Annotated in this window: 13 protein-coding genes; 9 read left to right on the forward strand and 4 right to left on the reverse strand. The window is 57.8% G+C overall.

All coding sequences use genetic code 11. The annotated features are described in order from the left end of the window. Positions 1-19 precede the first annotated feature (19 nt). The 3 genes from OA90_RS16600 (at position 20) to OA90_RS16610 (ending at position 6,095) form a co-directional block, all read left to right on the forward strand. The gene (locus OA90_RS16600) at positions 20-1,513 is read left to right on the forward strand and encodes an ABC transporter substrate-binding protein (RefSeq protein WP_068414311.1); all 1,494 of its coding nucleotides are present in this window, start codon (positions 20-22) and stop codon (positions 1,511-1,513) included. A gap of 78 nt (positions 1,514-1,591) precedes the next feature. Further along, entirely contained in the window at positions 1,592-3,808 is a 2,217-nt protein-coding gene (locus OA90_RS16605; RefSeq protein WP_068414314.1) for a molybdopterin-dependent oxidoreductase, read from the forward strand. 292 nt (positions 3,809-4,100) lie between these two features. Continuing rightward, positions 4,101-6,095 (forward strand): methyl-accepting chemotaxis protein, encoded by a 1,995-nt coding sequence (locus OA90_RS16610; RefSeq protein ID WP_082837097.1) that lies wholly within the window; start codon positions 4,101-4,103, stop codon positions 6,093-6,095. A gap of 253 nt (positions 6,096-6,348) precedes the next feature. Here OA90_RS16610 and OA90_RS16615 read toward each other — a convergent pair whose 3' ends face one another. The 3 genes from OA90_RS16615 to OA90_RS16625 all read right to left on the reverse strand — a co-directional run bounded on the left by OA90_RS16615 (position 6,349) and on the right by OA90_RS16625 (position 11,037). Then, a complete protein-coding gene (locus OA90_RS16615) occupies positions 6,349-7,542 on the reverse strand; it encodes an AraC family transcriptional regulator (protein WP_068414317.1) in 1,194 nt (397 codons plus the stop codon). A gap of 276 nt (positions 7,543-7,818) precedes the next feature. Then, positions 7,819-9,693, reverse strand: coding sequence for a serine hydrolase domain-containing protein (locus OA90_RS16620; RefSeq protein WP_208986175.1), 1,875 nt, complete (start codon positions 9,691-9,693; stop codon positions 7,819-7,821). Between the two features lie 378 nt (positions 9,694-10,071). Continuing rightward, a complete protein-coding gene (locus OA90_RS16625) occupies positions 10,072-11,037 on the reverse strand; it encodes a hypothetical protein (protein WP_068414326.1) in 966 nt (321 codons plus the stop codon). 637 nt (positions 11,038-11,674) lie between these two features. On the opposite strand from OA90_RS16625, the gene OA90_RS16630 reads away from it, so the two are divergent. From OA90_RS16630 to fumC, 6 genes are all read left to right on the forward strand, one after another. Further along, positions 11,675-17,173: a glutamate synthase-related protein gene (locus OA90_RS16630; protein WP_068414328.1), complete on the forward strand. Its 5,499-nt coding sequence runs from the start codon at positions 11,675-11,677 to the stop codon at positions 17,171-17,173. Between the two features lie 41 nt (positions 17,174-17,214). Continuing rightward, the gene (locus OA90_RS16635; protein WP_068414334.1) at positions 17,215-18,987 is read left to right on the forward strand and encodes a sulfite reductase flavoprotein subunit alpha; all 1,773 of its coding nucleotides are present in this window, start codon (positions 17,215-17,217) and stop codon (positions 18,985-18,987) included. A 40-nt stretch (positions 18,988-19,027) separates the two neighbouring features. Continuing rightward, a complete protein-coding gene (locus OA90_RS16640; RefSeq protein WP_199823739.1) occupies positions 19,028-20,077 on the forward strand; it encodes a ChuX/HutX family heme-like substrate-binding protein in 1,050 nt (349 codons plus the stop codon). Between the two features lie 37 nt (positions 20,078-20,114). After that, positions 20,115-20,639: a hypothetical protein gene (locus OA90_RS16645; RefSeq protein WP_068414342.1), complete on the forward strand. Its 525-nt coding sequence runs from the start codon at positions 20,115-20,117 to the stop codon at positions 20,637-20,639. 65 nt (positions 20,640-20,704) lie between these two features. Beyond that, positions 20,705-21,064, forward strand: coding sequence for a VOC family protein (locus tag OA90_RS16650; RefSeq protein WP_068414344.1), 360 nt, complete (start codon positions 20,705-20,707; stop codon positions 21,062-21,064). Positions 21,065-21,094: 30 nt separating this feature from the next. After that, entirely contained in the window at positions 21,095-22,492 is a 1,398-nt protein-coding gene (gene fumC, locus OA90_RS16655) for a class II fumarate hydratase (protein ID WP_068414345.1), read from the forward strand. Between the two features lie 135 nt (positions 22,493-22,627). On the opposite strand, the gene OA90_RS16660 is transcribed toward fumC, so the two are convergent. Continuing rightward, entirely contained in the window at positions 22,628-23,371 is a 744-nt protein-coding gene (locus OA90_RS16660; RefSeq protein WP_068414346.1) for an SDR family NAD(P)-dependent oxidoreductase, read from the reverse strand. Positions 23,372-23,393: the final 22 nt, after the last annotated feature.

Genomic DNA, 23,393 nt, shown 5'->3' on the forward strand with positions numbered 1-23,393 from the left:
CACACTAACGGGGAACACAATGAATTATCTTACAAGACTTGTCGCTTCTACAGCCCTTGCAACCTCGTTCGCAGGCGCAGCGATGGCAATGGATCTGACGATCGCCCAGACGTCCGCCGTGAACACGCTGGATCCGCATGCATCGGCATCCGTAAACCTCGATCTGTCCGTGCTCAGCCACATCTACCCGACCTTGATCCTGCGCGCGCCCAATCAGGAGCTCACCCCGTCGCTTGCAACATCCTGGGAGGCCGTCGACGACCTCACATGGAAGTTCACACTGACCGAAGGCGCCACTTTCGCCAACGGCGAACCGCTGGATGCGGAAACCGTTGCCTGGAACATCGCCAGGGTGACGAACCCCGAACAGAAAATGCGCATTTCCTCCTGGTTTGCGCAGATCGACGGCGTCAACATCCTCTCCCCCACCGAGTTCGAGATCAAGACAAAGGCCCCCTTCCCGGCCTTGCCGGCGCAGCTGTCCATGTTCATGCTCCTGCCGCCCAAATGGGCATCGGAAAACGATCCCGTAACCTCTACGCTATCCGGTTTCAAATACAGCCTGACAGAAAACGTCCCCGGCGATCATATCACCCTGGAGCCGAACCAGGACTACTGGGGCGAGACCCCTGCGCAGTTTGACAGCGTCACCTTCCGGGTCATTCCCGAAACCGCAAGCCGTATCGCGGCGCTCATGGCGGGCGAGGTTGATCTGATCAGCAGCGTGCCTGCCTCGGAAATCGCGAGAATCAACGAAAGCGGCTCTGCGAAAGCCGGTGCCGTGGACAGCACCAGGTCGATCTTTATCAAGTACAACACCGAGAAAACGCCCCTGGACAACAAGAAGTTCCGCCAGGCGCTCAACTACGCCGTGGACAAGGAGCTGATTGCGGACGCCCTGTTTGGTGGCCTGGCCAACCCCTCGAAGTGTCAGGTTCTGTCGCCAAATTACTTTGGCTACAACGATGATCTCACCGCATACCCATACGACCCCGAGATGGCGAAAAAGCTGCTGGCGGAATCCGGTGTCGATCTGAGCCAGACATTCGAATTCGAACTGCCCTCCAATCGCTACCTGCAAGGCGAGGAAGTTGTCCAGGCGGTCGCGCAAATGCTTGGCGATGTGGGCGTAAAAACCAACATTATCACGATGGAATTCGGCGCTTACCTCGACAAGTACCGCAAGGCCGGCGATCTGGGCCAATTGTCCCTGCTCGGCCAGGCATGGCCAACGATCGACGCGGACGGGTTGCTCACACTGTTCAAACCGGGCAACCAATATTCCTACTGGAACGACACCGGTTTTGACGAACAATTGGTGATTGGCGCAACCACGACAGATGTCGCAGTTCGCGAAGCCGCCTACAAAAAAGCCACCGAAATCATGTGTGACGAGGCTCCCGTGCTCTTCCTCTATGCGCAACCCGCCACTTACGGTGTGTCCACCAAGGTGGACTACACGCCACGCGGCGATGACTGGATGCGCGCCTTCGACATGACGCCCGCACAGTGACGCACGCGACCGGCGTGTAAATATCCGAAACAGCGAACAGGCGGGCATTTGCGCGCCTGTTTCGTCCCGAGGGGCAGCATGGAGCTTTTCGCAAGCCATTTTGGCACCTATGAAATCGAGCGCGGGCCCGAGGGCCCCGGTCTCTTGCCCTTTCGACACGATCCGGCCCCATCCCCCATCGGGCAGGGTTTCCTTGCCCTGGCCGACCATCCCACGCGAATTACACAGCCCCATGCGCGCAAGGGCTGGCTTGCCGGAGATCGTGGCGCCGCGCGTGGCGCCGACAGCTTTGTTCCAGTCAGCCTCGACGAGGCTTGTGCGCTTGCCGCCGGTGAACTCACACGCATACGAGGCAGCTATGGCAACGACGCCATTTTCGGCGGCTCCTATGGCTGGGGCTCCGCGGGGCGGTTTCATCATCCGCAAAGCCAGCTCAAACGCTTTCTCAATCTCGCGGGCGGCTTCGTCGCCGCGCGCAACACCTATAGCTACGGCACCGCAAAAGTGCTCTTGCCGCATATGGTGGGCGCCGCGTTCTCGGATCCCGGCACTCTCAATCCAAGTTGGGACCGGATTGTCGAGGCCACCCCCCTGATCCTGTCCTTTGGCGGCATGCGGCTGGCCAATGCGCAGGTCGAGGCGGGTGGCACGGGCGCTCACATGACGCGGCACTGGATCGAAAGGTTCGCGCAGGCCAACGGCGAAATGGTCACCCTCTCCCCTGATCGCCGAGACGCGCCCATCGGCACCCATCTGCCCATTCGCGCAGGCACGGACGTCTTTGCCCTGTTGGCAATGGCCTATGTACTCATCGAGGAAAACCGCGTTGACCCGCAAGCGATCGGCTGCATCGCCCAAGGCTATGACGCGGTCAAATCGCTTATCCTGGGAGACAGCGATGGACAGCCCAAGACGCCGCACTGGGCCGCCGAACAAACCGGAATTCCCGCACACGTCTTGCGAAAACTCGCCTACAGGCTTGTGGACGGGCCGTGCCTGATCAACCTGTCATGGTCGCTGCAGCGCGCTGTCGCCGGCGAACAGCCTTATTGGGCCGCTTTGGTTCTGGCGGTCCTCTCGGGACAGATCGGCCGTCCCGGCTGCGGAATCGCCTGCGGGCTTTCCTCGGTTTCGTCGGTGGGCAATCCTGTGCGCCGGCTACGTGGGGTGGCGCTGCCACAAGGCGAAAATCGGGTTTCCGCGTTCATCCCCGTCGCACGCATCACCGAAATGCTGGAAAAACCGGGCCAGCAATTCGTCTATGATGGCGCTGAATTGGATCTTCCCGACATCAAGCTTGTCTGCTGGGCGGGCGGCAATCCGTTTCACCACCACCAGGATCTCAATCGCCTTGCGCGCGCCTGGCGCAATCCGCACAGCGTGATTGTCCACGACAGTGTGTGGACCGCCACCGCACAGCATGCGGATCTGGTCTTTCCCAGTGCCCTGCCCTTCGAGCGCGAAGACATCGCGGCCGCTTCGCGTGACGACTGGATCGTGCTGTCCAGCCAGGTCACGCCTCCGCCACCGGGGATCGAAACCGACCACACAATTCTCACCCGTATTGCCGGACACCTGGGTCTTGCCGATGCCTTCACCGCCTCCCGCACCCAGGCGCAATGGATCGCGCATCTGTACGAGGGCTACCGCACCGCCCATCCGGAACTCCCTGTCTGGGAAGAATTCCGGGATATTGGCTACGCGAGGATTTCCGAAGTTCAGCCATGCGAGATTCCACAGCCTCTGGAAGCCTTCGTAGCCAATCCCCACGAGTGTCCGTTATCGACACCGGGCGGCAAGATTGACCTGTTCCCGCCCCTCTTTCAGCGCCAAGATCAGTTGCTGAAAAGCCCACTCTGTTCGCCCCGGCGCAGTGATGCCGGGGAGCCGGAGCGTTATCCCTTGCAGTTGTTGTCGCCCCAACCGGAAACCCGACTGCACAGCCAGCTTGACGGCGCACCCGCCGCCACCCGGGCGCGGCGTAATGATTGCGAAGAAGCGCGCGCCCATCCCGACGATATTTCAGCACAGGGGCTTGCAGATGGCGATGTGGTGGAGCTCTACAATGATCGCGGTGCGGTTCTCGTGTGTCTCAAGGCGGACCCACGAGTCGCGATCGGGCATGTCGTGCTGCCCACGGGTGGCTGGTATCGCCCTCAGGTGCAATCCGATGGGCGCATCCTTGATCTCGGCGGCAATCCCAACAGCCTCACCCGCGACCATAGCGCCTCAGAACTGTCACAAGGCGCAAGCGCCGGCGGCGCACGAATCGCACTGCGCACGCACCTTCGCTGAAAAGCCGGAACGGGGATGGAATCGGTGTGGTCAAAGACCTCTCGGGTTGCGTGCGGGCTCGTGCAGTGTGAGCCACGCTCACTCTGACGTCGCTTCAGTTTACGAAGATAGAACTATAAGTCATAAGATGCTGTTATAAAACATTATTTAGCTCTTTAGACAAAAAATTACGCAAAGGAAATACAACTAAAACATTGTAAAAAATACGGCATTTTTATGATTACTTGTATTTTAAGTCATGGTTAATAATATCAAATTATTTTTTAGAAATATTGTGAAATAGGAGATTGATATGAACGTAAAACAGAGAATTCTTTTAGGATTCGGACTCGTCGCCACTGTTCTTGCAGGAGTCGGCACCTGGTCGTACGTGAGCTTGAACTCTGTCGTAAAAGACATTGCAATTATGGAGGATATGAACGGCGATGCCTTGTTGGCGTCTGAACTGAATGCCGACATGGCAAAAGTACTCGTGAATACCAACAAATACATTCAAACGCGGTCGGAAGACATGCTTGTAACTGCCCGTGATTTCATCAGCCAGATGGAAACGGGAATTAAAACGGCCGAGCATGAAATCCGAAACCCGGCCCGGGTCGAACTGGTGCAAAAGGTCAAATCCGGTATGTCCGACTTCGTAACCGGCTTGAACCAGGTGGTAGAGCTTTATGCCGAACGCGATGATCTGGTCGCCAATAAACTGGACATCATCGGCCCACAAGCCCGCAAGAACCTGTCCACCATCAATACGACCGCAACCCGCGATGGCGACTATGAAACCGCTAACCTGGCAGCGCAAACAACCGAGGACTTTCTGTTAGCCCGGCTTTATGTCCTGAAATTCCTGGCATCAAATTCGAACAAGCACTTTGAGCGAGCTTTAGAAGAAATGGACACGGTCCATAGCAAAATCTCAAAATTGGATTCCAGTATAGAGAATCCGGAACGCAAAGAAATTTTAAAAGAAACGGTCCCCATGTTAGCTGTTTACAGGAAAACAGCGCAACGAGTACACAATATCATAATTGAGAGAAACCAAATTCGCGCGGACATACTTGATAAAACTGGCTTCGACGTGAATGCCTGGGCCGCCAAGGTTAAAGACAGCGCCTCTGCGGACAGCACAACTCTTGGCAAATCGACATCAGAAGCAGCAGTCCGGGCCGAACTGCAAATTGCAGCGATTTCCGTCCTGGCACTTCTGCTTGCCGCAGGACTGGCACTTTTCATTTCATACGGAATTACCCGCCCCCTGGCTCGCCTGGTCAGCGATGCGTTGCGCCTTGCCGATGGTGACACAACCGTGGAATTTGCTGAAGCCGAGAGGCCGGATGAAATCGGCGCCGTTGCGAAATCCGTCGCAGGGTTCAGAGATGCCGTGGTTCAACGTCAACAACTGGCTGAACAGCAAGACCACGAACAGCGGGCTCGCGAAAAACGAAATACGCGCATTGCTGAACTCCTGTCCACCTTTGGGAATCAAAGTACGGATGTGCTGGATACCGTGAAGTCAGCCACAGTGTCTCTTCAGGCAACCGCAACCCAAATGACCCATACCGCCCAGGACACCAGTCAGCAGGCAGCTGAGGTTTCCACCGCTGCTGAGGAAGCCACCACCAATGTCCAGGCCGTTGCCAGCGCAACCGAAGAGTTGGCGGCATCTCTTCTGGAAGTAAGCCAGCAGGTGACGCATTCTTCCGACATTGCGGAAACGGCATCGTCTCAAGCCCAGAACACCAATCGGCAAATCGGCGGATTGGCAACGGTAGCCGAAGATATCGGCGAAGTGATCAGCCTTATCCAGAATATCGCCGAGCAGACAAACCTGCTGGCGCTCAACGCTACCATCGAAGCGGCCCGCGCGGGCGAAGCTGGCAAAGGCTTCGCCGTGGTCGCCTCAGAGGTCAAGGAACTTGCCAGCCAGACCAGCAAGGCTACGGAAGAGATCTCGCAAAAAATCTCCTCAATCCAGTCTGAAACTCGTGAGGCCGTTGGCGGGATCCAGTCGATCAGCGAAATAATCGAGAACATGAACTCGGTCGCAGCAACAATGGCCGCTTCGGTTGAAGAACAAACTGCTGCAACAAGCGAGATCGCTTCAAACGTCGACAATGCTTCGCGGGGAACCAATGTAGTGAGCGAGAACATCTCGCGGGTTTCCGGTGCTGCAAGCGAAACTGACGCGGCGGCGCAAAGCGTCCTTGCGGCGGCTGACCAACTGGCTCAACAGGCTGAAGTCATGCGCGCCACGATTGAAACCTTTTTGGGTGAGGTTCAGGCGGCTTAGCTGCGAGTTCTGAGAAGGTTGTTCATCCAGATTGAAAGCCTGAAGGTGTTTGCGACCAAACATTCACCGGAAGGTTTCAAGGATGAACAACCCGCACAAGAATGCCCGAACGACTCCACTGGGTCGAGCGGAGAAGATCCCCGGAATGTTTCGCAAATTTTGTCTGCACACAGGTTTTGCTAATCGGCGGCCATGCAAGCTTTGAATGCGATCCGGTATTTGCACTGACCATCTCCGCTCCAGGAATATGGCTTCATGCGTTGTACTCGCGAGATGCTTTTTGCGCGGTCTTGTAGGCAGTCGGCGTCATGCCGGTACTCCGTTTGAACGCGGAATAAAACGAAGAGCGGGAGTTGAAGCCGACCTCGTAGGCGATTGCCAAAACGGTTGTCTTGCCGGCCTCTATCAGCGGGATCGCTTCCTTGACCCTCCAGCCGTTCACAAACTCGAAGAACGATTGGCCGAGATTTTCATTCAGAGTTTGAGAAACATAATTGAGCGATACTCCCACATGCGCCGACAAACTGTGCAGTGTCAGATTTGGATCACGGTACAGATGGTCCTCTTGCATCGCACGTAATAACTTTCGCGCAATCCGTTCCGATTGGTCGGCACCAAGAGCGCTTTTTTCGTATTTTTTTCCCTGGTGTTCTGCCACCTCGCCCAAAGATTCGGTCGCGTGTTGCAACTCCGGGGACGGACGCAAGGACCACAGAGCGAGCGACGAGACAATTATCAGAACCAGAAAACTGTCAAGAAGCGGTCCGATGGGATCCTGCAAGCCTGAGAGCACCAGAATTTCGCCAGCTACGGTTTGAACGACATAGGACCCCAAGGCGAAGGCCAGAACCACGATCCATCGCAATTCCAATCCGTCGGTGCTGGCAAAATGCTGTTTGAGTTGTGCGATATGCCGCGCCTGGAGCCGTGTGATCCAAACGAGATAAATTGCCCATTGGGTAAGAAGTGCGCCGGTCAAGAACGAGAACCCGTAGTGTAAAAACCCCAAACCCGGCAGAGGCATTTCGCTCGCGGTGCCGGTGTACCAGGTGCCGCGTGTCGCCTCCGGCAGAGCCATCACAATAACGGAGAACACCAGGGTCACGCCCGGCAGGACGAAATGCCAGGCAGGTGTTGCCCCACCTTCAAAGTGCCGCCGCAAATCTGTCAGGTCTCGAACATACAAAAGGATCAGAGGCATCAGGCAAAAATTGGCGACAAAACTGGCAAGCTCGGAGGTATCCCGGATGACTTGTGGCATATCCCGGGTCAGGCCGGCCAAGAAGCTGTCTATTTCGCTCAGTGCAAATGCCGCGAAAAACACGGTCAGAATTCTTTGCGGCGGTACGCTCTTTCTTTGAGACCAGCTTATAATCGCTGCGAGAACCGCAACGGTAAAAGTGGCCGTCACCGAAGCTACCAGAAGATGCTCGAGGTCAAAACTCATTGCGTTATCCAGCTACATCCTCATGGCAAAACTGCAGCACTGCCTATTGCGAAGCCAATTCCATCTCAAGAATGGCACAGTCCGGTCATGTCCGCGCCGGTCGGCACGGACATCTGAATTGGTTATTCGGACGACAGACGAATTTTGAAATACGTTCTGTAAATCAAGGAGTGCGGCACTGACAGGTGGAATATGTTGCACACCGACAATCCCGTGTGGTTGAGATCAAACATCAAAACCTGTTTGTGCCGATCCGTAAGAAACCAGGCCAGACACTTACCAGGTCAGGGCTGCAGTCGGAACATTCCACATCCAGGCAGTAACCAACACCCAGGCAAACAGTGGCAGCGCGGCCAGTACCAGAACCCGATCGCCTTTGCCCGCATTCACAGTGCCGTGTGTCCTTGTCAGCCATATGCCAGCCCAGATCAGAGACGCCACGGCAGCAGCGAATAAGCCGCTTGCGGCCCAGAGGCCGGCCCCGGCCGTGGCTTGCGAGGACACGTCTCGCCCGTTCAGAACGGAATTCAGGGCCACCGTGTTCGCCGGAACGAACAAAAGCCATGTGATCCCTAGCCAAAAAGACGTCCTCAACAAAGTTCGCTTAGAACGCCACGCCCCAAAAGCCCCCGCCAGACACAACAGAGATCCGGCCAAAGCCGCAACCGTACCCAGTTGCAGGGAGACTTCCCGGTGCCAATACCCCAACCTTTCGAAACTGTAGATACCGCCGTTAAAATGCGCAATTGATACGCCACCTGCAGCGGTTCGGAGAAACCCGAGCCGCAAGTCGCCCTCCTGCGTTTCAAAACGATCTTCACCGATTTTGTGGAACAATTTGGAATACCCAAGCCCGGAGACGAGCAACCTTCCATTTTCTGCCAGGCGGATATCGATGATATGGGCATCGGGAATCCGCAACCGGTCTAGACCGCTTTCATTGCGGCGGGTGGTAATGAACCGTCCGGTATAGTCTTGAAGCTGGTCCAGGTTGGACTTGATGCCCGCCGTGAGCGTCCTTGCCTCGGGCGAAATCACTTCTCGCAGGACCCGCCGCGGCAGATCTCTCAGGGCACCACCGCTGGGACCGTTGGCGGCAACGAAAAACCCGAGATCAAGTGAAGGGATCAGCACCATATTGGTCTGAAATCCAAAATGCGTGCCGCCATGATGAAAGACCTTGTGACCGGCCCAGGTCTCGGTCCAATAGCCCAGGGCACGCCCCTCGAACTCGCCTCGTCCCGGCAAGGCAATCCTTTGCATATCCGCTATGGCACCGGTTTTGCCTATGGAACCTTGTTTGAGCAACACTTGCATGATCCGGCCCATATCCCCGGCCGTCAGTGCCAGCCCCCCCGAAGAGGTGTGTATTTCCTCGAAAGGTGATGGATCGGTGGCGATGTAGCGACCGGCACTCCAGACATGAAAAGGACCGGGCCCGTTATCGGAGGCTCGCTCATGCATGAAGTGGGCGTCATCAATTCCCATCGGTGCCAGCACGGTATCTGCGACATATCGCGAATACGGTTGACCTGTGACCTGAGCGACGATCTCGCCGAGCAGGACATAACTGGCATTCGAGTAGGCAATGACGTCTTCCGGTGCCCGGATCTGACGCGGCAGGATTGCCGAGATCTGAGCGATGCGCGATGGCGTCCCGAGACCGGCCCGGGTTGCAAAGTAGCCGGAGTAACGCTCTTCCAGGCCGGCTGTGTGACTCAACAGATGGCGGACATTGATGTCGCCATAAGGCTGAGCGAGCTCCAATCCCGGAAGATATTGCGTGACCGGGTCGTCGAGAGCGATCCGTCCTTCTTTCACGAGCTGAAGAATCGCCAGCGCCGTAAAAACCTTGGTGACCGATGCCAGCGGAACAATGTCTTCGTCCGGAGAGAAGAGACGTCCGGTTCTCACATCGGACAACCGGTAGCCGCGTGAGAGAACCACATCGTCTCCCGAGACAATGACCACAACGGCCCCGGCAACGGCCTCCCGATCAAGTTCCGTGGTCACCAGCCCGTCTACAAAACCTCCAAGTCTGGCCTGCCAGGAGTGTTGCGTTCGCGCAGCGGCGGGTTCCATCATGGCGCCCCACGCAAGAATGACACCCAGCACGAGGCGTACAAGGGTTCGGCCGCTTCCAGGCGTCATTTTGGATGCGTTGGGCAAGAAGAAACTCATGGACAACCCGCTTGATACTGTTCGGACAAGAAGACCGGTCAACACGCGGCCGTGCCCCGGTTAAAAGCCTGTCAAGGCAAAGTCGTTCCGCCGTATCGGCTCGGACAGTTCCATGAATGGGCGAAGGCGGATTTCAAGCATTACATCCGCATCTCATTCTCCGCCCGCAGAGCCGGACGACAAGCCAACGGCAGCACGCCATATGCAGCGCGATCAATCGCGACACCATGGAAACCCGATGTCTCTGGAACAGCCTACAAAATATGACCCTGTTTCCTGGGTTTACAGGCGTTGAAAGCTGGCTCTGACGCACTTCTCAGGGCTGCCGACGGGCTTCTCGTCTTTTCCTTACGGCTTGTTTTCCGGGGTCAACCATGGCGCTTCGACGGTCCAGAAAATGATGTCGACGCCAAGGTAGTCTGTTGCGAACTGACGAAAGTCTGCTTCGGTGAACGCCATGCCTGTTTTCGGATTTCTATACGTGAGCGTAGGTTGTTGAACGCCCATCGCGATCACGGGCAGACGGCCTTTGTAGTCATTGAAGAATGGATAAGAATTCTTCATCTGGCCTTTGCGGTGCGGAATGATGTCGGGTCCCCCCAGGCCGATGCCATTTGTGGCCGCAAACTCGAATATGCGGGACATATAGCCCTGATCGTTGTTCCATTCGCAGGGCCAGAAATTGACGTATTGCACGATCAGAGTTTGGCTGAATACGGCACGGGCGTGCGCCAGATTCTCCATCTGTCCCGTGAAATAACCGTCACAGGAGAAGGTAGGAGACTGCGGAGTTTCGCCGAGCTCTATCGCGCTTTCCGGCAGATTTAGCCCATAGAGCCTGCCGTCAAATTCCTCGGCGAGAGCAGCGACCAGCATCTGATGGCGTTTTCGAACAGGCGCGAGCCACTGGCGGCTGACCCAGCCCGACCCTTCGGGTTCGCCCTCGCCGGCGTTGTCGCGTTGCTGGATGATCCCGCCCTCGTAAATCGGGTCGGTCATCAGATAGTCGGGTACGTTCTTGGCGGTTGGCAGGAAAAATCGATCCTGAAGTTGCAAGAAAAACAACTTGCCTTCCGCCTCTGCGACCGAAAGGTCACGTTCAATTTTGGAGAAATCGTATTGTCCTTTTTCCGGCTCGAGCTGGCGCCAGCTATACACCACCTGAACCCCATCGATGTCGGGCCGTTGCACGACATCAAGATAGTCAGTCACGGCCCCTCCGCCGATAAAAACAAAATCCTGAATGTCCCCTTTTCCTTCGCTGTGCACGGGACTTAAGGCGGCGGCTGGAGTTTGGCACTGCAACACCGCCATTACGCAAACTGCCGAAATCCTTCTGAGAAGAGAACTGTATGAAAAATATAGGCTTAGTCTTGGCATTCGGGTTCCTAGCTCTTTTGTCTCTGGCACGCAAAATCAATCCTGCAAAGGCATAAGCCATGCCGAATGGGACGTAATGATGTTGCAACGCTCATCATCTGCATGAACCGGGTTTGGCCCTGCCTCCTCGTCCTGACCTATTGGCGAAGACATCATTTCCAGCGCACCCGAGCAAAACGCTTTCGCGCGACAAGTCCGGCCATTCTCTCGCAAAAGCAAGAGTGACGTCTCGGAACACTTTCGGCTTCGAATATCGATTGTTCGCAAAGATGCACTCCCGTGGGGAGTGACAAACCCGATCGGCGCAAGACGCGCGACCGCACTCAGGCCATTCGACCCGGAGACGAAATTAAAACTTGAAACTTATATTCAAGTTTAATACTCAGGTGCTCAATGTTGAGCCAGCTTGGCAGTCTGCACTCCGGCCAGCGAACGTAACAAACCCCGAAAAACAAGGATCACCTTGACTGCTCGGTCTGCGCCAGCGGACCGGCAGTGGCGGTCGTGCGCGCTGAATCCTGTCGACGGGATTATGGCACTGGAAACCGGAAGATTGAGGAGAAGCATATAGGTGAATCAGGTAGATTTCGGACTTTACGACCCGCGGATTGAAAAAAGCAGCTGTGGCGTTGGCTTCATCACCCGTAAAGACAGCGTTCAGACCCACGACGTCCTCAAGATGGCGCATGAGGCACTATGTGCCGTGCCTCATCGCGGCGGTATGTCTTCCGAGGGAGTCGGTGACGGTGCCGGCGTTTCTATTGATCTGTCCGAAGTTTATTTCCGCCACCTGACAGGCCGCGAGGACCTGGTCCTCGGGAACTTCGGCGTCGGCAACTTCTTCCTGCCCAACGATACAAACCAGTATGATGCCGCGGAGCAGCTGGTTGAACATGTTCTCATGCAGCATGGCTTTGCGGTTGTCCTGAAACGGGATGTGCCGGTGGACAATTCGGCTCTGCGTCCGGAAGCGGTTCGTCACCAGTTGCCCATCCGTCAATGGGTTTTCGTGACCACTCCCGCCAATGCCTCTATCTGCGACAAATCCGTCCACAAGGCCCTGCTGGCGATAGAGGCCGAGGCCTATACCCGCCTCGAGCTTGAAGGCCTGTATCCGCTCTCGCTCAGCGCGCGAACTCAGGTCTTCAAAGGGCGCCTGAATTCCTACGAGCTGGTTCCTTACTTCACGGATCTGCGCGACCCGGAGCACAAGGTCCACACGCTCTATTTTCATACGCGCTTTTCCACCAATACCGATCCGCATCCGAGCATGGCGCAGCCGTTCCGCTTCATGGCGCATAACGGCGAGTTGAATACCGACAAGAAGAACCGCTTGTCTGAAGTCGATGTCGCGCGGGCGAAAAACGCCAGCATTGTCCGTCCCAAGGGCCAGTCCGACAGCTGCCGGCTTGACCAGACCCTGCAGGGACGCGTGCTTGAGGATGATCTCGACCTTGTCACCGCGGTTGTCTCCATGATGCCTCCCGCCTGGGAGAATGATGCTTCGCTCTCCGGCGAGGTCCGGGCGATGCTGGAGTATTTTTCGCTTTACGAGGAAAAGAACGACGGCCCTGCAGCGCTGATCTTCGGCGATGGCACGATCATCGGCGCCCGGCTTGACCGCCTTGGACTGCGTCCGCTCCGGACAACGGAGACGGCCGACTACATTATGGTTATGTCCGAGGCCGGGCAGATCGCCTTTCCGCCGGAGGACATTGTCCGGCGTGGCCGGATCGAAGCCGGCGGAATGCTTTATTACGACCATTCCGAACAGCGTATCTGGGGCACCCGCGAGACGCTTGAACGTCTTGCTGCGAAACAGGACTACAAGACGTTGCTCGGCACGGCTCGGCTTTGCCTGAGCGAACACCGCGGGCCTCCCATCAGGGTCCCTGAACGGCTGGTTCCCTATGAGGGCGATCTTGAGCTGCACCAGCGTTACGTCGCCTATTCCCATAACCAGGAAAGTTTCAAGTTCCTGATGGATCCGATGCTGGCCACCGGTGCGGAGAAGATTTCCGCGATGGGCTATGGTGCGGCAATCAACGCCCTGTCCGATCGCGAAGGTGGCGTTGCAAAGTACTTCTCCCAGCGATTTGCGCAGGTGACCAACCCGCCGCTCGATTCCATCCGAGAGGCCGACGGCATGACCCTGCGCGTGGCCCTCGGTGCAAAACCCAACTTCTCCGGCGCGCAAGACCGCCAGATCGTCGTGGACAGTCCGATCCTTTCCCGGACCGACATGAAATGGCTCCGCACGCAGACCGCGACGCCGGTCAAGATCGTGGACATGCTCTACACACCGGTTCCGGGTGACAATGCAGAAAACGCACGGGCTCTGGAGGCGGCAATCGCATCGATATGCGCTCGTGTGGCGGATCATGTTGCCGGCCATGGCGGCATTGTCATTCTGAGTGACCGGCAGGTGTCCTCCGACCGGACAGCCCTTCCGATGATGCTTGTTGTCTCTGCGGTCAACCAGCGGCTGATCGTGGAAGGACTGCGTCTGAAAGCCTCGCTGATCGCCGAAAGCGGGCAAATCTCCTCCGCCCACCACATAGCGGCTGCGCTGGGTTTCGGGGCCTCTGCGGTCTACCCGCTGGTGGTCCAGCTCAGGGCGGAAGAAATTTTTCCGGAAGATGCGGATGCTGCCTTCCGGCGCTTCGCCAAGGCTGCCGAAAAGTCGCTGCTCAAAACGATGGGCAAGGTCGGCTTGTGCACGGCTGAGAGCTATATCGGCGGTGAATTCTTCGAACCCAACTTCCTCGACACCGGCGACCCGGTGCTGAAGCGCTATTTTCCGAACGTGAAAACCCCTGTCGGCGGCGTCGGGTTCTCCACGATCGCGACCGCGGTCAACGATTGGCACCAGAGAGCTCTTACGGTCGGGAGCGAAAAGGATATTCCCCTGCTCGGGCTCTTCAAGGAGCGTGCGGAAGGGGCAGGACATTCCTACGGCACCACCGCCGTACGCGGTTTTGTTGATATGACCGAGGAAGACATCCGGCTCAATGACAGTCCGGACGCTGGTGAGCACGACGCTTACCTGCGCCTGTTGCCCGTGAACCGTCTCCAGGATGCATTCGGACTGGACGAAAAGGCCTATACCTACACAAACTTCGACAGGCTTACTCCGGCGATGATCGATGCCTTCACGATCACGCCGGGATACCGGGCGTTTTCGCGAATGATGTCCGAAGAGCGCTGCCGCCGGCCGGCTGCGCTGCGCGATGTTCTGGATTTTCCCGCTGACGTCTCGTTTTCCTCGTCCGCACAGGAGTTCGAACGTGAGTTCCGGCGGTTTTCCGTTTCCGGCAACGCGTCCTTCTATTTCCGGGGGCTGGTCTGCAAAAAGCTCGACGAGGAAACCTTCAACCTGGCGCTTACAGGATCTGGCGGCAACCAGCTGGCGCGGCGCTCCGAACTGGCGGAGGCCCTGATCAGGCGCTTTGCCGACGATATTCAGGGGCACTGGCTAGAGAATAGCCATGTGAAGATACGGGCGCGAGGCGCGGCGGCGGATTTCCTGTCCCGGATACTGACCGCACCTGCCGCCATCAATCTCAATACGGTTCAACCTGCCAGCGAGATTACATCTCTGCTGGCAAGCGGTGCCATGAGCCACGGAGCGCTTGTCGCCTCGGCACATGAAGCGGTCGCCCACGGCACCAATATGGCCGGCGGCATGTCGAACTCAGGTGAAGGCGGAGAACACATTTCACGCTACGGAACCGTACGGTCTTCGAAGATCAAACAGTTCGCTTCCGGCCGCTTTGGTGTCTGGGCCGGATATCTGGCGGATCCGAGCCTGGAAGAGATCGAGATCAAGATCGGACAGGGTGCCAAGCCGGGAGAAGGCGGCCAGTTGCCTGCGCCCAAGGTGACCGTCGAGATCGCCGCGGCCCGTGGCGGAACGCCGGGCGTGGAGCTTGTTTCGCCGCCTCCGCACCACGATACCTATTCGATCGAAGACCTGGCCCAGTTGATCCATGACGCCAAGGCTGCGCGGGTCCGCGTTATTGTGAAGCTCGTGTCTTCTGAGGGGATCGGCACGATCGCGGTTGGCGTGGCCAAGGCCGGGGCGGACGTCATCAATGTGGCCGGCAACACGGGCGGCACCGGTGCAGCAGCGGTGACCAGCCTGAAATACACCGGCCGTTCCGCCGAGATCGGCATTGCCGAGGTTCACCAGGCGCTCTGCGTCAACGGTATCCGCCAGAAGGTCGTGCTGCGCTGTTCCGGTGCGCATCAGACGGCGAGCGATGTTGTCAAATCGGCGCTGCTCGGCGCGGATTCCTTCGAGTTCGGCACAACGGCTCTAATGATGCTGAAATGCGTGATGGCGAAGAACTGCAACGTCAAATGTCCGGCCGGTCTGACCACCAATCCGGAAGTCTTTGACGGCGACCCGCGCGCGCTTGCGCAATATCTCCTGAACATCGCCCATGAAACCCGGGAAATCCTCGCAAGTCTCGGCCTCCCGTCCCTTAAGGAGATCAGAGGAAGGTCAGACCTTCTGCATCTGCTCGATCATGCCGCACAGGTCGGGCAGCTCGATCTCAGGGCGATGCTCGCCTGCGCCACCGAAGTTCAGATCGACAACCCCGTCTACCTGGAAAAGGATTTCCAGCACGACGACCGTTTCATCGAGGCAGCCAGACGCGAGTTCTTCGAGCAAGGTTCGGACAGGGTCGTGCTCAGGCCGAATGCAAGGCTGAACAATTGCAACAAAACGGTTGCCGGTCAGCTTGCAATCGATATCGAGCGGCTACTCAATCACCAGATCGATAACCGTACTGCCCACGCGGCCGCCTCCGTCTTCACGGATTCAAGAGGCCGCCGCTATTTCGATGCCGATACGGTTCGCGTCGAAACCACGGGCTCGGCAGGGCAGTCCTTCGGAGCCTTCTGTAACGATGGCATGCGCCTGGAACACAGCGGAACCTGCAACGACGGCGTCGGCAAGAGCGCCTGCGGCGGCACCATTGTCGTGCGTTCTCCCGGCGGGGGATCCGAGGAAGCCGGCGGCAATGTGCTGATCGGCAACTTCGCGCTTTTCGGGGCAACGGGTGGCCGGTCTTTCATCGAGGGACAGGCCGGTGACCGTTTCGCGGTACGCAATTCGGGGGCGACGGCCGTGGTCGAAGGTGTCGGCGAGTTCTGTTGCGAATACATGACCAACGGCGCGGTGCTCAATATCGGCAGCTTCGGCAAGGGATTTGCCAACGGCATGAGCGGAGGCTTCGCCTATCAATATGATCCCTATGGGGAACTCGGCGGCAAGGTGAGCCGGGATTCCGTGCAACTACACGGATTGGGCGAGGAGACGCCGCTCGCCACGATGCATGCGGACGCCGTAAGGCACCTGTTGAGGCTTCATGTCGAGGCGACCGGATCGGCCAAGGCCTCCTGGTTGCTGGATCATTGGGAAAGTGAGCGCCGCAACTTCGTTTATGCGATGCCGAAGTCGCTGCTGCTCTACCAGGACAGCGACGCCATTCTGGCGGCCCGGCCGCGCAAGGAACTGATAGAGGAATTGAGCGGGGCGCTTGTTGCCCACCAGTTGCAGAAGTTCAAGGCGGCGCTGAAAGCGGGCAAGCCGATCCTGGACGGTGCCGTTCCAGGTTACGGACAGACCGACACTGAGGAAATGTTCGCGCTTTTGAACAACTACCTGGTGATGTCGACCGCGCAATCGGTCGCTCTGACCCGGGTGCGTGGCAGCACTGGCATCACCGATACCGAGGTTGAAAAAGCCGCTCGCAACCTGCTGCTGACAGAAGACTTCTCGCTTTTGAAGAAGCTGCAGGCCTACGCGCGCAACGCGGTGTCTGAATATGGAGATGAAGAACTGGCCGTCCTGATCGCGGACAAGAGGCTGCGCGACTACAAAACCGCCCTCGCCTGCCGAAATGTCCTTTCTATCGACAGTCCGGGTACTTATGGCTGGATTCTCTACCAAAATGCAAAGAACCGCGAAAAGGTCGGCAGGCTGCCGAGCTTCGAGGAGCTTTTCGCCAGACACAGTATCTCCGACCTGATGGCCTTTACCACGGCCCATGCGGGTTGACCTTGCGCACCTTCACTGACCCCTTCCCTGGAAATTCAGACATGCAACTCCCGTTCGTTCCGAAAGACGCGCCTTTCAACGAAGACCAGCGATCCTGGCTCTCCGGATTTCTGGCCGGGCTTCACTCACGCCTGTCGCTGCAGGAAATGCCGTCGGCGTCCCCGGCATCTGCGACCGCCAGCTCGAGCGAAGCACCGGTGGTGAACATCCTGTTCGGCACGCAGACAGGCAATGCTGAAACCGTTGCCATGGATGCCGCCGGTGTCGCGAAATCGAAGGGCCTGAGCCCGGTTGTCCAGGCGCTCGACGATGTCGACCTCCCTGCCCTTCAGACCATGTCCCACGTGATCATCGTCATATCGACCTATGGCGAGGGCGAGATGCCTGACAATGCGCAGCTGTTCTGGGATGCTCTCATTGCTGAAACGGCCCCGAGGCTTGAACGGCTGACCTTCGGCGTGCTGGCCCTTGGCGACACAGGTTACGACGATTTTTGCCAGGCCGGAAAGCTGATCGACATGCGCCTGGAGCAGTTGGGCGCACGGCGCCTGTTGGCGCGTGTCGATTGCGACATCGATTTCGAAGATGCCGCAGCCGGCTGGATCGAAGATGCCCTTCCGAAAGTTGCCAGTGAGCGAAGCGCCACTGCGGCGGAGGCAGGTAGTGACGAACGGCCGATTGGAAAGCCGGCCAGGCCGAAGTGGTCACGCAAGTCTCCCTATCCTTCCCGTGTTGCCGTCAACAGGCTTCTTTCCCGAGAAGGGTCAGACAAGGAAATCCGGCACTTCGAATTTGCTCTTGGCGACAGCGGCATCTCCTACAGTGCAGGCGATGCGCTCGGCGTCATGCCGGTCAACGACAACGCTCTCGTCGATTGGATCCTGCACTGGTTGGGCTCCGGCCATGACGCCTCGGTCGATGGCGTCGAAGGCCCCTTAGGTGAGGCGCTGAAGCACCGGTTCGAGATTTCCACACCATCGAAAGACCTGATTGCCGAGATCGAAAGGCGGGCCGGTGACGGGGAACTCAGCCACATCGTCAAGAACGGCGACAAGGAAGCGCTGGAAGCCTGGCTCTGGGGCCGGGACTGCATCGACCTTCTGGGAATGCTGCCGCAGCAGGGGCTCTCGCCAGCGGAGTTTGCCGGCCTTCTCAAACCATTGCAGCATCGGGCCTATTCCATATCCTCCAGCCCGCTGGAGGCGCCGGACCATATCCATCTGACCGTTGCCAGCGTCAGGTACCGCACCTTCGGGCGCGACCATGGCGGTGTCTGTTCAACCCATCTCGCCGACAGGATCGCCGATGGTGGCAGCACAGGCATTTTCCTGTCGCCCAACAATTCCTTCCGCCTGCCGGAAGATACGGACCGGCCGGTCATCATGGTCGGACCGGGAACAGGAATCGCACCGTTCCGTTCCTTCCTTCAGGAACGGCGGACCTCGGGCGCCAAGGGGTTGAACTGGCTGTTCTTCGGCGATCAGCACAAGTCTCATGATTTTATCTACGAGGACGAACTGAGCACTTTCAGCGAACAGGGCATTCTCAACCGTCTCGATCTCGCATTCTCCCGGGATCAGGATCAGAAGATCTATGTCCAGCACCGCATGAAGGAGAACGGCAGGGATCTGTTTGCATGGCTGGAGGACGGAGCCTGCTTCTATGTCTGCGGTGACGCCACACGCATGGCCAGGGATGTGGATCGAGCCCTGCACGACGTCATTGCCGAATTCGGGTCTTTCTCACCAGAGGAAGCAGACGTCTATGTCGCCAATCTGAAGCGCGAAAAACGTTATCTCCGAGACGTTTACTGAAAACCATTTCCAGATGCACAAGGCCGGGGAGCCAGAGTTCGTGAACAAGATCGTCAGAGGAAATGAGTTCGGGCCGAAGCTGGTGGTGAGCAACAAAACCGGCTCGCGCGGGTCGGCTGCGGGCAGAAGCCACTGCGAGCTTGCAGATCTCTATCTGTCCGCCGGCAGACGAGCGCGCGGACTGGATGAAGGTGTCGATCTTCTGAAGGACTGGTTGCCGGGCTTTGAGCGTGCGATTGCCTCCACCGCGAATGATTGCGCGGTCATGAGCGAAATCGGCGTTTATCAGATGCCGATGATTTTCGGTGAAGAGCTGAAGTTCGACAATTCGGGCATTGCGACCAGATTGCTGCCGGCCGGAATCGAAACCCTGGTCGCCGTAGAAGCGGACGTTTCCCGCAAGGAAGCGCCATCGCTGCAGATCTTCGATTTGGAAGGCCGGACGGTACACAAGTGCCATATCGCCTCTCTTTCGGATCAACTGGCATTCGATGTCCTGATGTACGGCACGCGCGAGAAGGAACTCGCAAACAGCCTGCCAGGCCCCTTTTTCAGCTTTCTGTCCGAGACCCTGAAACCAGCAGGGCAACTGCCTGCTCAAGACTTCAGCCAACTTGGCGTTTCGGAGAACCTGGATGCCTGTCTGCTGAACCAGGGAAAATCCCGCTACGAGCGGTTGAAGAAGATGGGCCGAAGCGAAGCCTGGACGATCGACCGGCAGGTCGTTCCGCATGTTCTGCGTTATTTCAGCGAACTGCGCCAGCCGCTGACTGTCTGTGTTCCAAGCACGACCTGCATGCAACTTAAATCGGGCCGCCTTGACGATGTGATACGGCACGGAGACCTGATCGAGCTGACCGCCGAATCCAACCGGACATTCTTCGATCCGGCAGCAATTGGGGAATTCTGGATTGTGCGGTCACGGCACAGCCTGTCGCTCGAGTGCTATTCGAAATCGGGCACCTGCGTTCTGGTGTTCGTGCAGGACCGGCCTGCGGAGAGCCTGTTCAATCAATCCTGGATGGAAATTCTCAAATCACTGAACCCGGCCACCAGAGCCAATCGCCTCAAAACCGGAAACCGGACCTGAGCAATGCCCTCACAAGATCGAGGAAGCGGAGGAAACGATGTCTGCAAACACGCTGGACGAGACCGGCAACCGCGATACGAAATCGCCTTACTTGGCGGAGCAACTGTTTGTCTTCGGTCTGCGCTGCGTACAAAACGGATTTGACGACAGTTATCTCATGCAATGGCGCGACGTCTGGAACCGTTATACCGGTCTTTTCGGTGCTGACGGCTCCCGGCCCCTGCTGGATGCACTTTGGAACTTTGTGCGGGTTTACCGGTGTCACGCGAAGAATCCGACCGGGTATCACTGTCTTGAATGCCCCTGCATGGCCCGAGACGAATATCTTTTGATGGCCCTGATCTCCGCCTTGCAGCATCAGGATGAAACCTGTGCGGCGAAATGTCTGCGCGAAATCGCACGGGGAGCAGGCTGGTGGGAACTTGAAACCCATGCCTGGCAACTTGCGGCCGAGTACCTCAGCCTCCGGCAGCGCTTTTTCCCAATCTCCGCCAGTGATGTCGACATGACACTCCAGACCACGGACGCACTGCGCGACGCGAAAGACGCCACTTTGCATTGAAACGCGAAACCGACTGCTGCGCTCTCATCCAAAATTGTTTTCAAGAAGACTGGCGGAAGCCCAACATGAATAAGACTGTCACCGACAGCAGATATAAAGCCGTTCCGATCCTGTTTTCTTCGGATCTGCGGCGCAGCTCCATGTTCTACAGCGACGGGTTGGGATTCGCGGTCTACCGGGAGAGCGACGGCCTGAGAGCCCGCCGCACCGAGCTGGATCTGAAGATCACGCCTATGACGGATGCGGAGCTTATGTCCAATCTGAGCGTTGTCTTCCACATCGACGACATCCGCAAACTCCATGACGAGTTTTACGGCCGTTCCCTGCCTGATCTTGGCAATGTCCGACAGGGAATTTGCGGGAAATCTCAATTCTCTCTGACCGATCCGGACGGCAACAGTCTCTATTTCATTGAAGCCGCCTGAAACAATCCAGCCAACCCACGATGAGGAAACATGTCCCAGCCAACCCGTACGGAAACCGACTCCTTCGGCGCCCTTGAGATTCCGGGCGACAGCTATTTCGGTGCCCAGACCGCCCGTTCCCTGATGAATTTCCCGATTGGAAGCGAGACCATGCCCGCGCCTCTGGTGCACGCGCTGGGCGTGATCAAGCAGGCGGCGGCCCGTGTGAACCGGGCGCAGGGAAAGCTTGCTCCGGAAATTGCCGAAGCCATCGAGCAGGCAGCCGGTGAAGTGGCGGCTGGAAGGTTCGATGAGGAATTCCCGCTTGTTGTCTGGCAGACAGGATCCGGCACCCAATCGAACATGAATGCCAATGAAGTCATCGCCAATCGTGCGATCGAGATCCTTGGCGGTGAGATCGGCACAAAGACCCCGGTCCACCCGAACGACCACTGCAACATGAGCCAGTCGTCCAACGACACATTTCCGACGGCCATGCATATTTCCGCGGCACGCGAAATCAAGGAAAGCCTGCTGCCCGCGCTAACCCATCTGAAATCGGCTCTGGCGGCCAAATCGGCCGAGTGGTCGGAAATCGTCAAGATCGGCCGTACCCACACCCAGGACGCCACACCGTTGACCCTCGGCCAGGAGTTCGGCGGCTATGCGGCTCAGCTTGAGCTTGGAATTCGGCGGGTCACTGAAGCACTCGACGGACTTTACGACCTGGCGCAGGGTGGTACCGCCGTGGGCACTGGGCTCAATACGAAAAAGGGCTTTGCGGAACAATTCGCCGCCCAGGTGGCCGACATCACGGGGCTGTCGTTCCGCTCGGCTGCGAACAAGTTCGAAGCGCTGGCGGCGCATGACGCCTATGTTTACGCCCATGGCGCCTTGAACACTGTTGCCGTTTCGCTGTTCAAGATCGCAAACGACATCCGCTTTCTCGGCTCCGGACCAAGGTCCGGCCTCGGGGAGCTTTCCCTGCCGGAAAACGAACCGGGGTCCTCGATCATGCCCGGCAAGGTCAATCCGACGCAATGCGAGGCGCTGACCATGGTCTGTGCCCAGGTGCACGGCAATCAGGCCACGATTTCCTTTGCCGGAAGCCAGGGACATTTCGAACTCAACGTTTTCAAGCCGGTCATGGCATTTGCCATGCTGCAGTCGATCAGGCTGCTTGCCGACGCCTCGGTCAGCTTTGCCGACCGCTGCGTTACAGGCATCAGGGCCAATGAGGCCAACATCACGGCCCTGATGGAGCGTTCTCTGATGCTTGTGACGGCACTGGCGCCGGCCATCGGTTACGACAAGGCGACCGAGATTGCCAAGACCGCGCACAAGAACGGAACCTCCCTGCGCGAAGAGGCCCTCGGTCTCGGCTATGTCACGGCAGAGCAGTTCGACGCACTTGTACGCCCCGAGCAGATGATCGGTCCGAGCGACTGAAGCTCTCGAAAATCCGGGACACAGGTGAACCTGAGCCTTGACCCTGGCCTTCACAAAGCTGGTTTCGGTTGTGAACGAACGCAAACCAGCGCTGTTTCACAACCGAATTCCGACAACCCGGGTTGAGCATGAGCGTTAAAGTCTGATCATCCCAGCATCCACATTGACGCATTGGCCTGTCATCCAGCCCGCATCGTCCGAGACGAGGAATGCCACGACCTTGGCGATGTCGGCCGGCTGGCCCTTTCCGGGCATTGCCTGAAGCATCTCGACAAAACCGAAGCTCTCCGCATGCGGACTGACTTTCACACCGTCGGATTCAGTCAGCCCCGGCGTGACGGCGTTAACGCGAATTCCGTATTTGCCGACTTCTGTTGCCAGCGCACGGGTGAAGCCGATCACACCGCCTTTGGCCGCCACATAAGCCGACATGTTGGGCGTGCCTGCATAAAACGCATTGGACGCGATGTTCAGCACCGTTCCCTTGCGCCCGGCAGCCCGCATCATGTCGGTCGCCTTGCGGCTGGCGATAAAGACGCTCGTCAGATTGGTATCGATGATCTTCTGCCAATGGGCGAGATCGACATCGTCCCAGGCGATGAAGGGAACGATGGATGCGTTGTTGACGAGGATGTCGATCGCACCTTCCTGCGCTGCGTCCTCGAGCATCTTCTCAACCTGTGCGGCATCGGTGGAATCGCAAGTCACACCCTCGGCACCTTGACCGATCTCGGCAGCGGCGGATTTGGCTCCTTCACCATTGATATCGGAGATCACGACCTTGGCGCCGGCATCGGCCAACGCCTGGGCAATTGCCTTGCCGATGCCCTGTGCGCCCCCGGTTACGACTGCCTTGCGGCCATCAAGACTTGTGCTCATTCACTCAATCCTTTCGTTGTTG

Source organism: Labrenzia sp. OB1 (assembly GCF_001624695.1).
Classification (GTDB): domain Bacteria; phylum Pseudomonadota; class Alphaproteobacteria; order Rhizobiales; family Stappiaceae; genus Roseibium.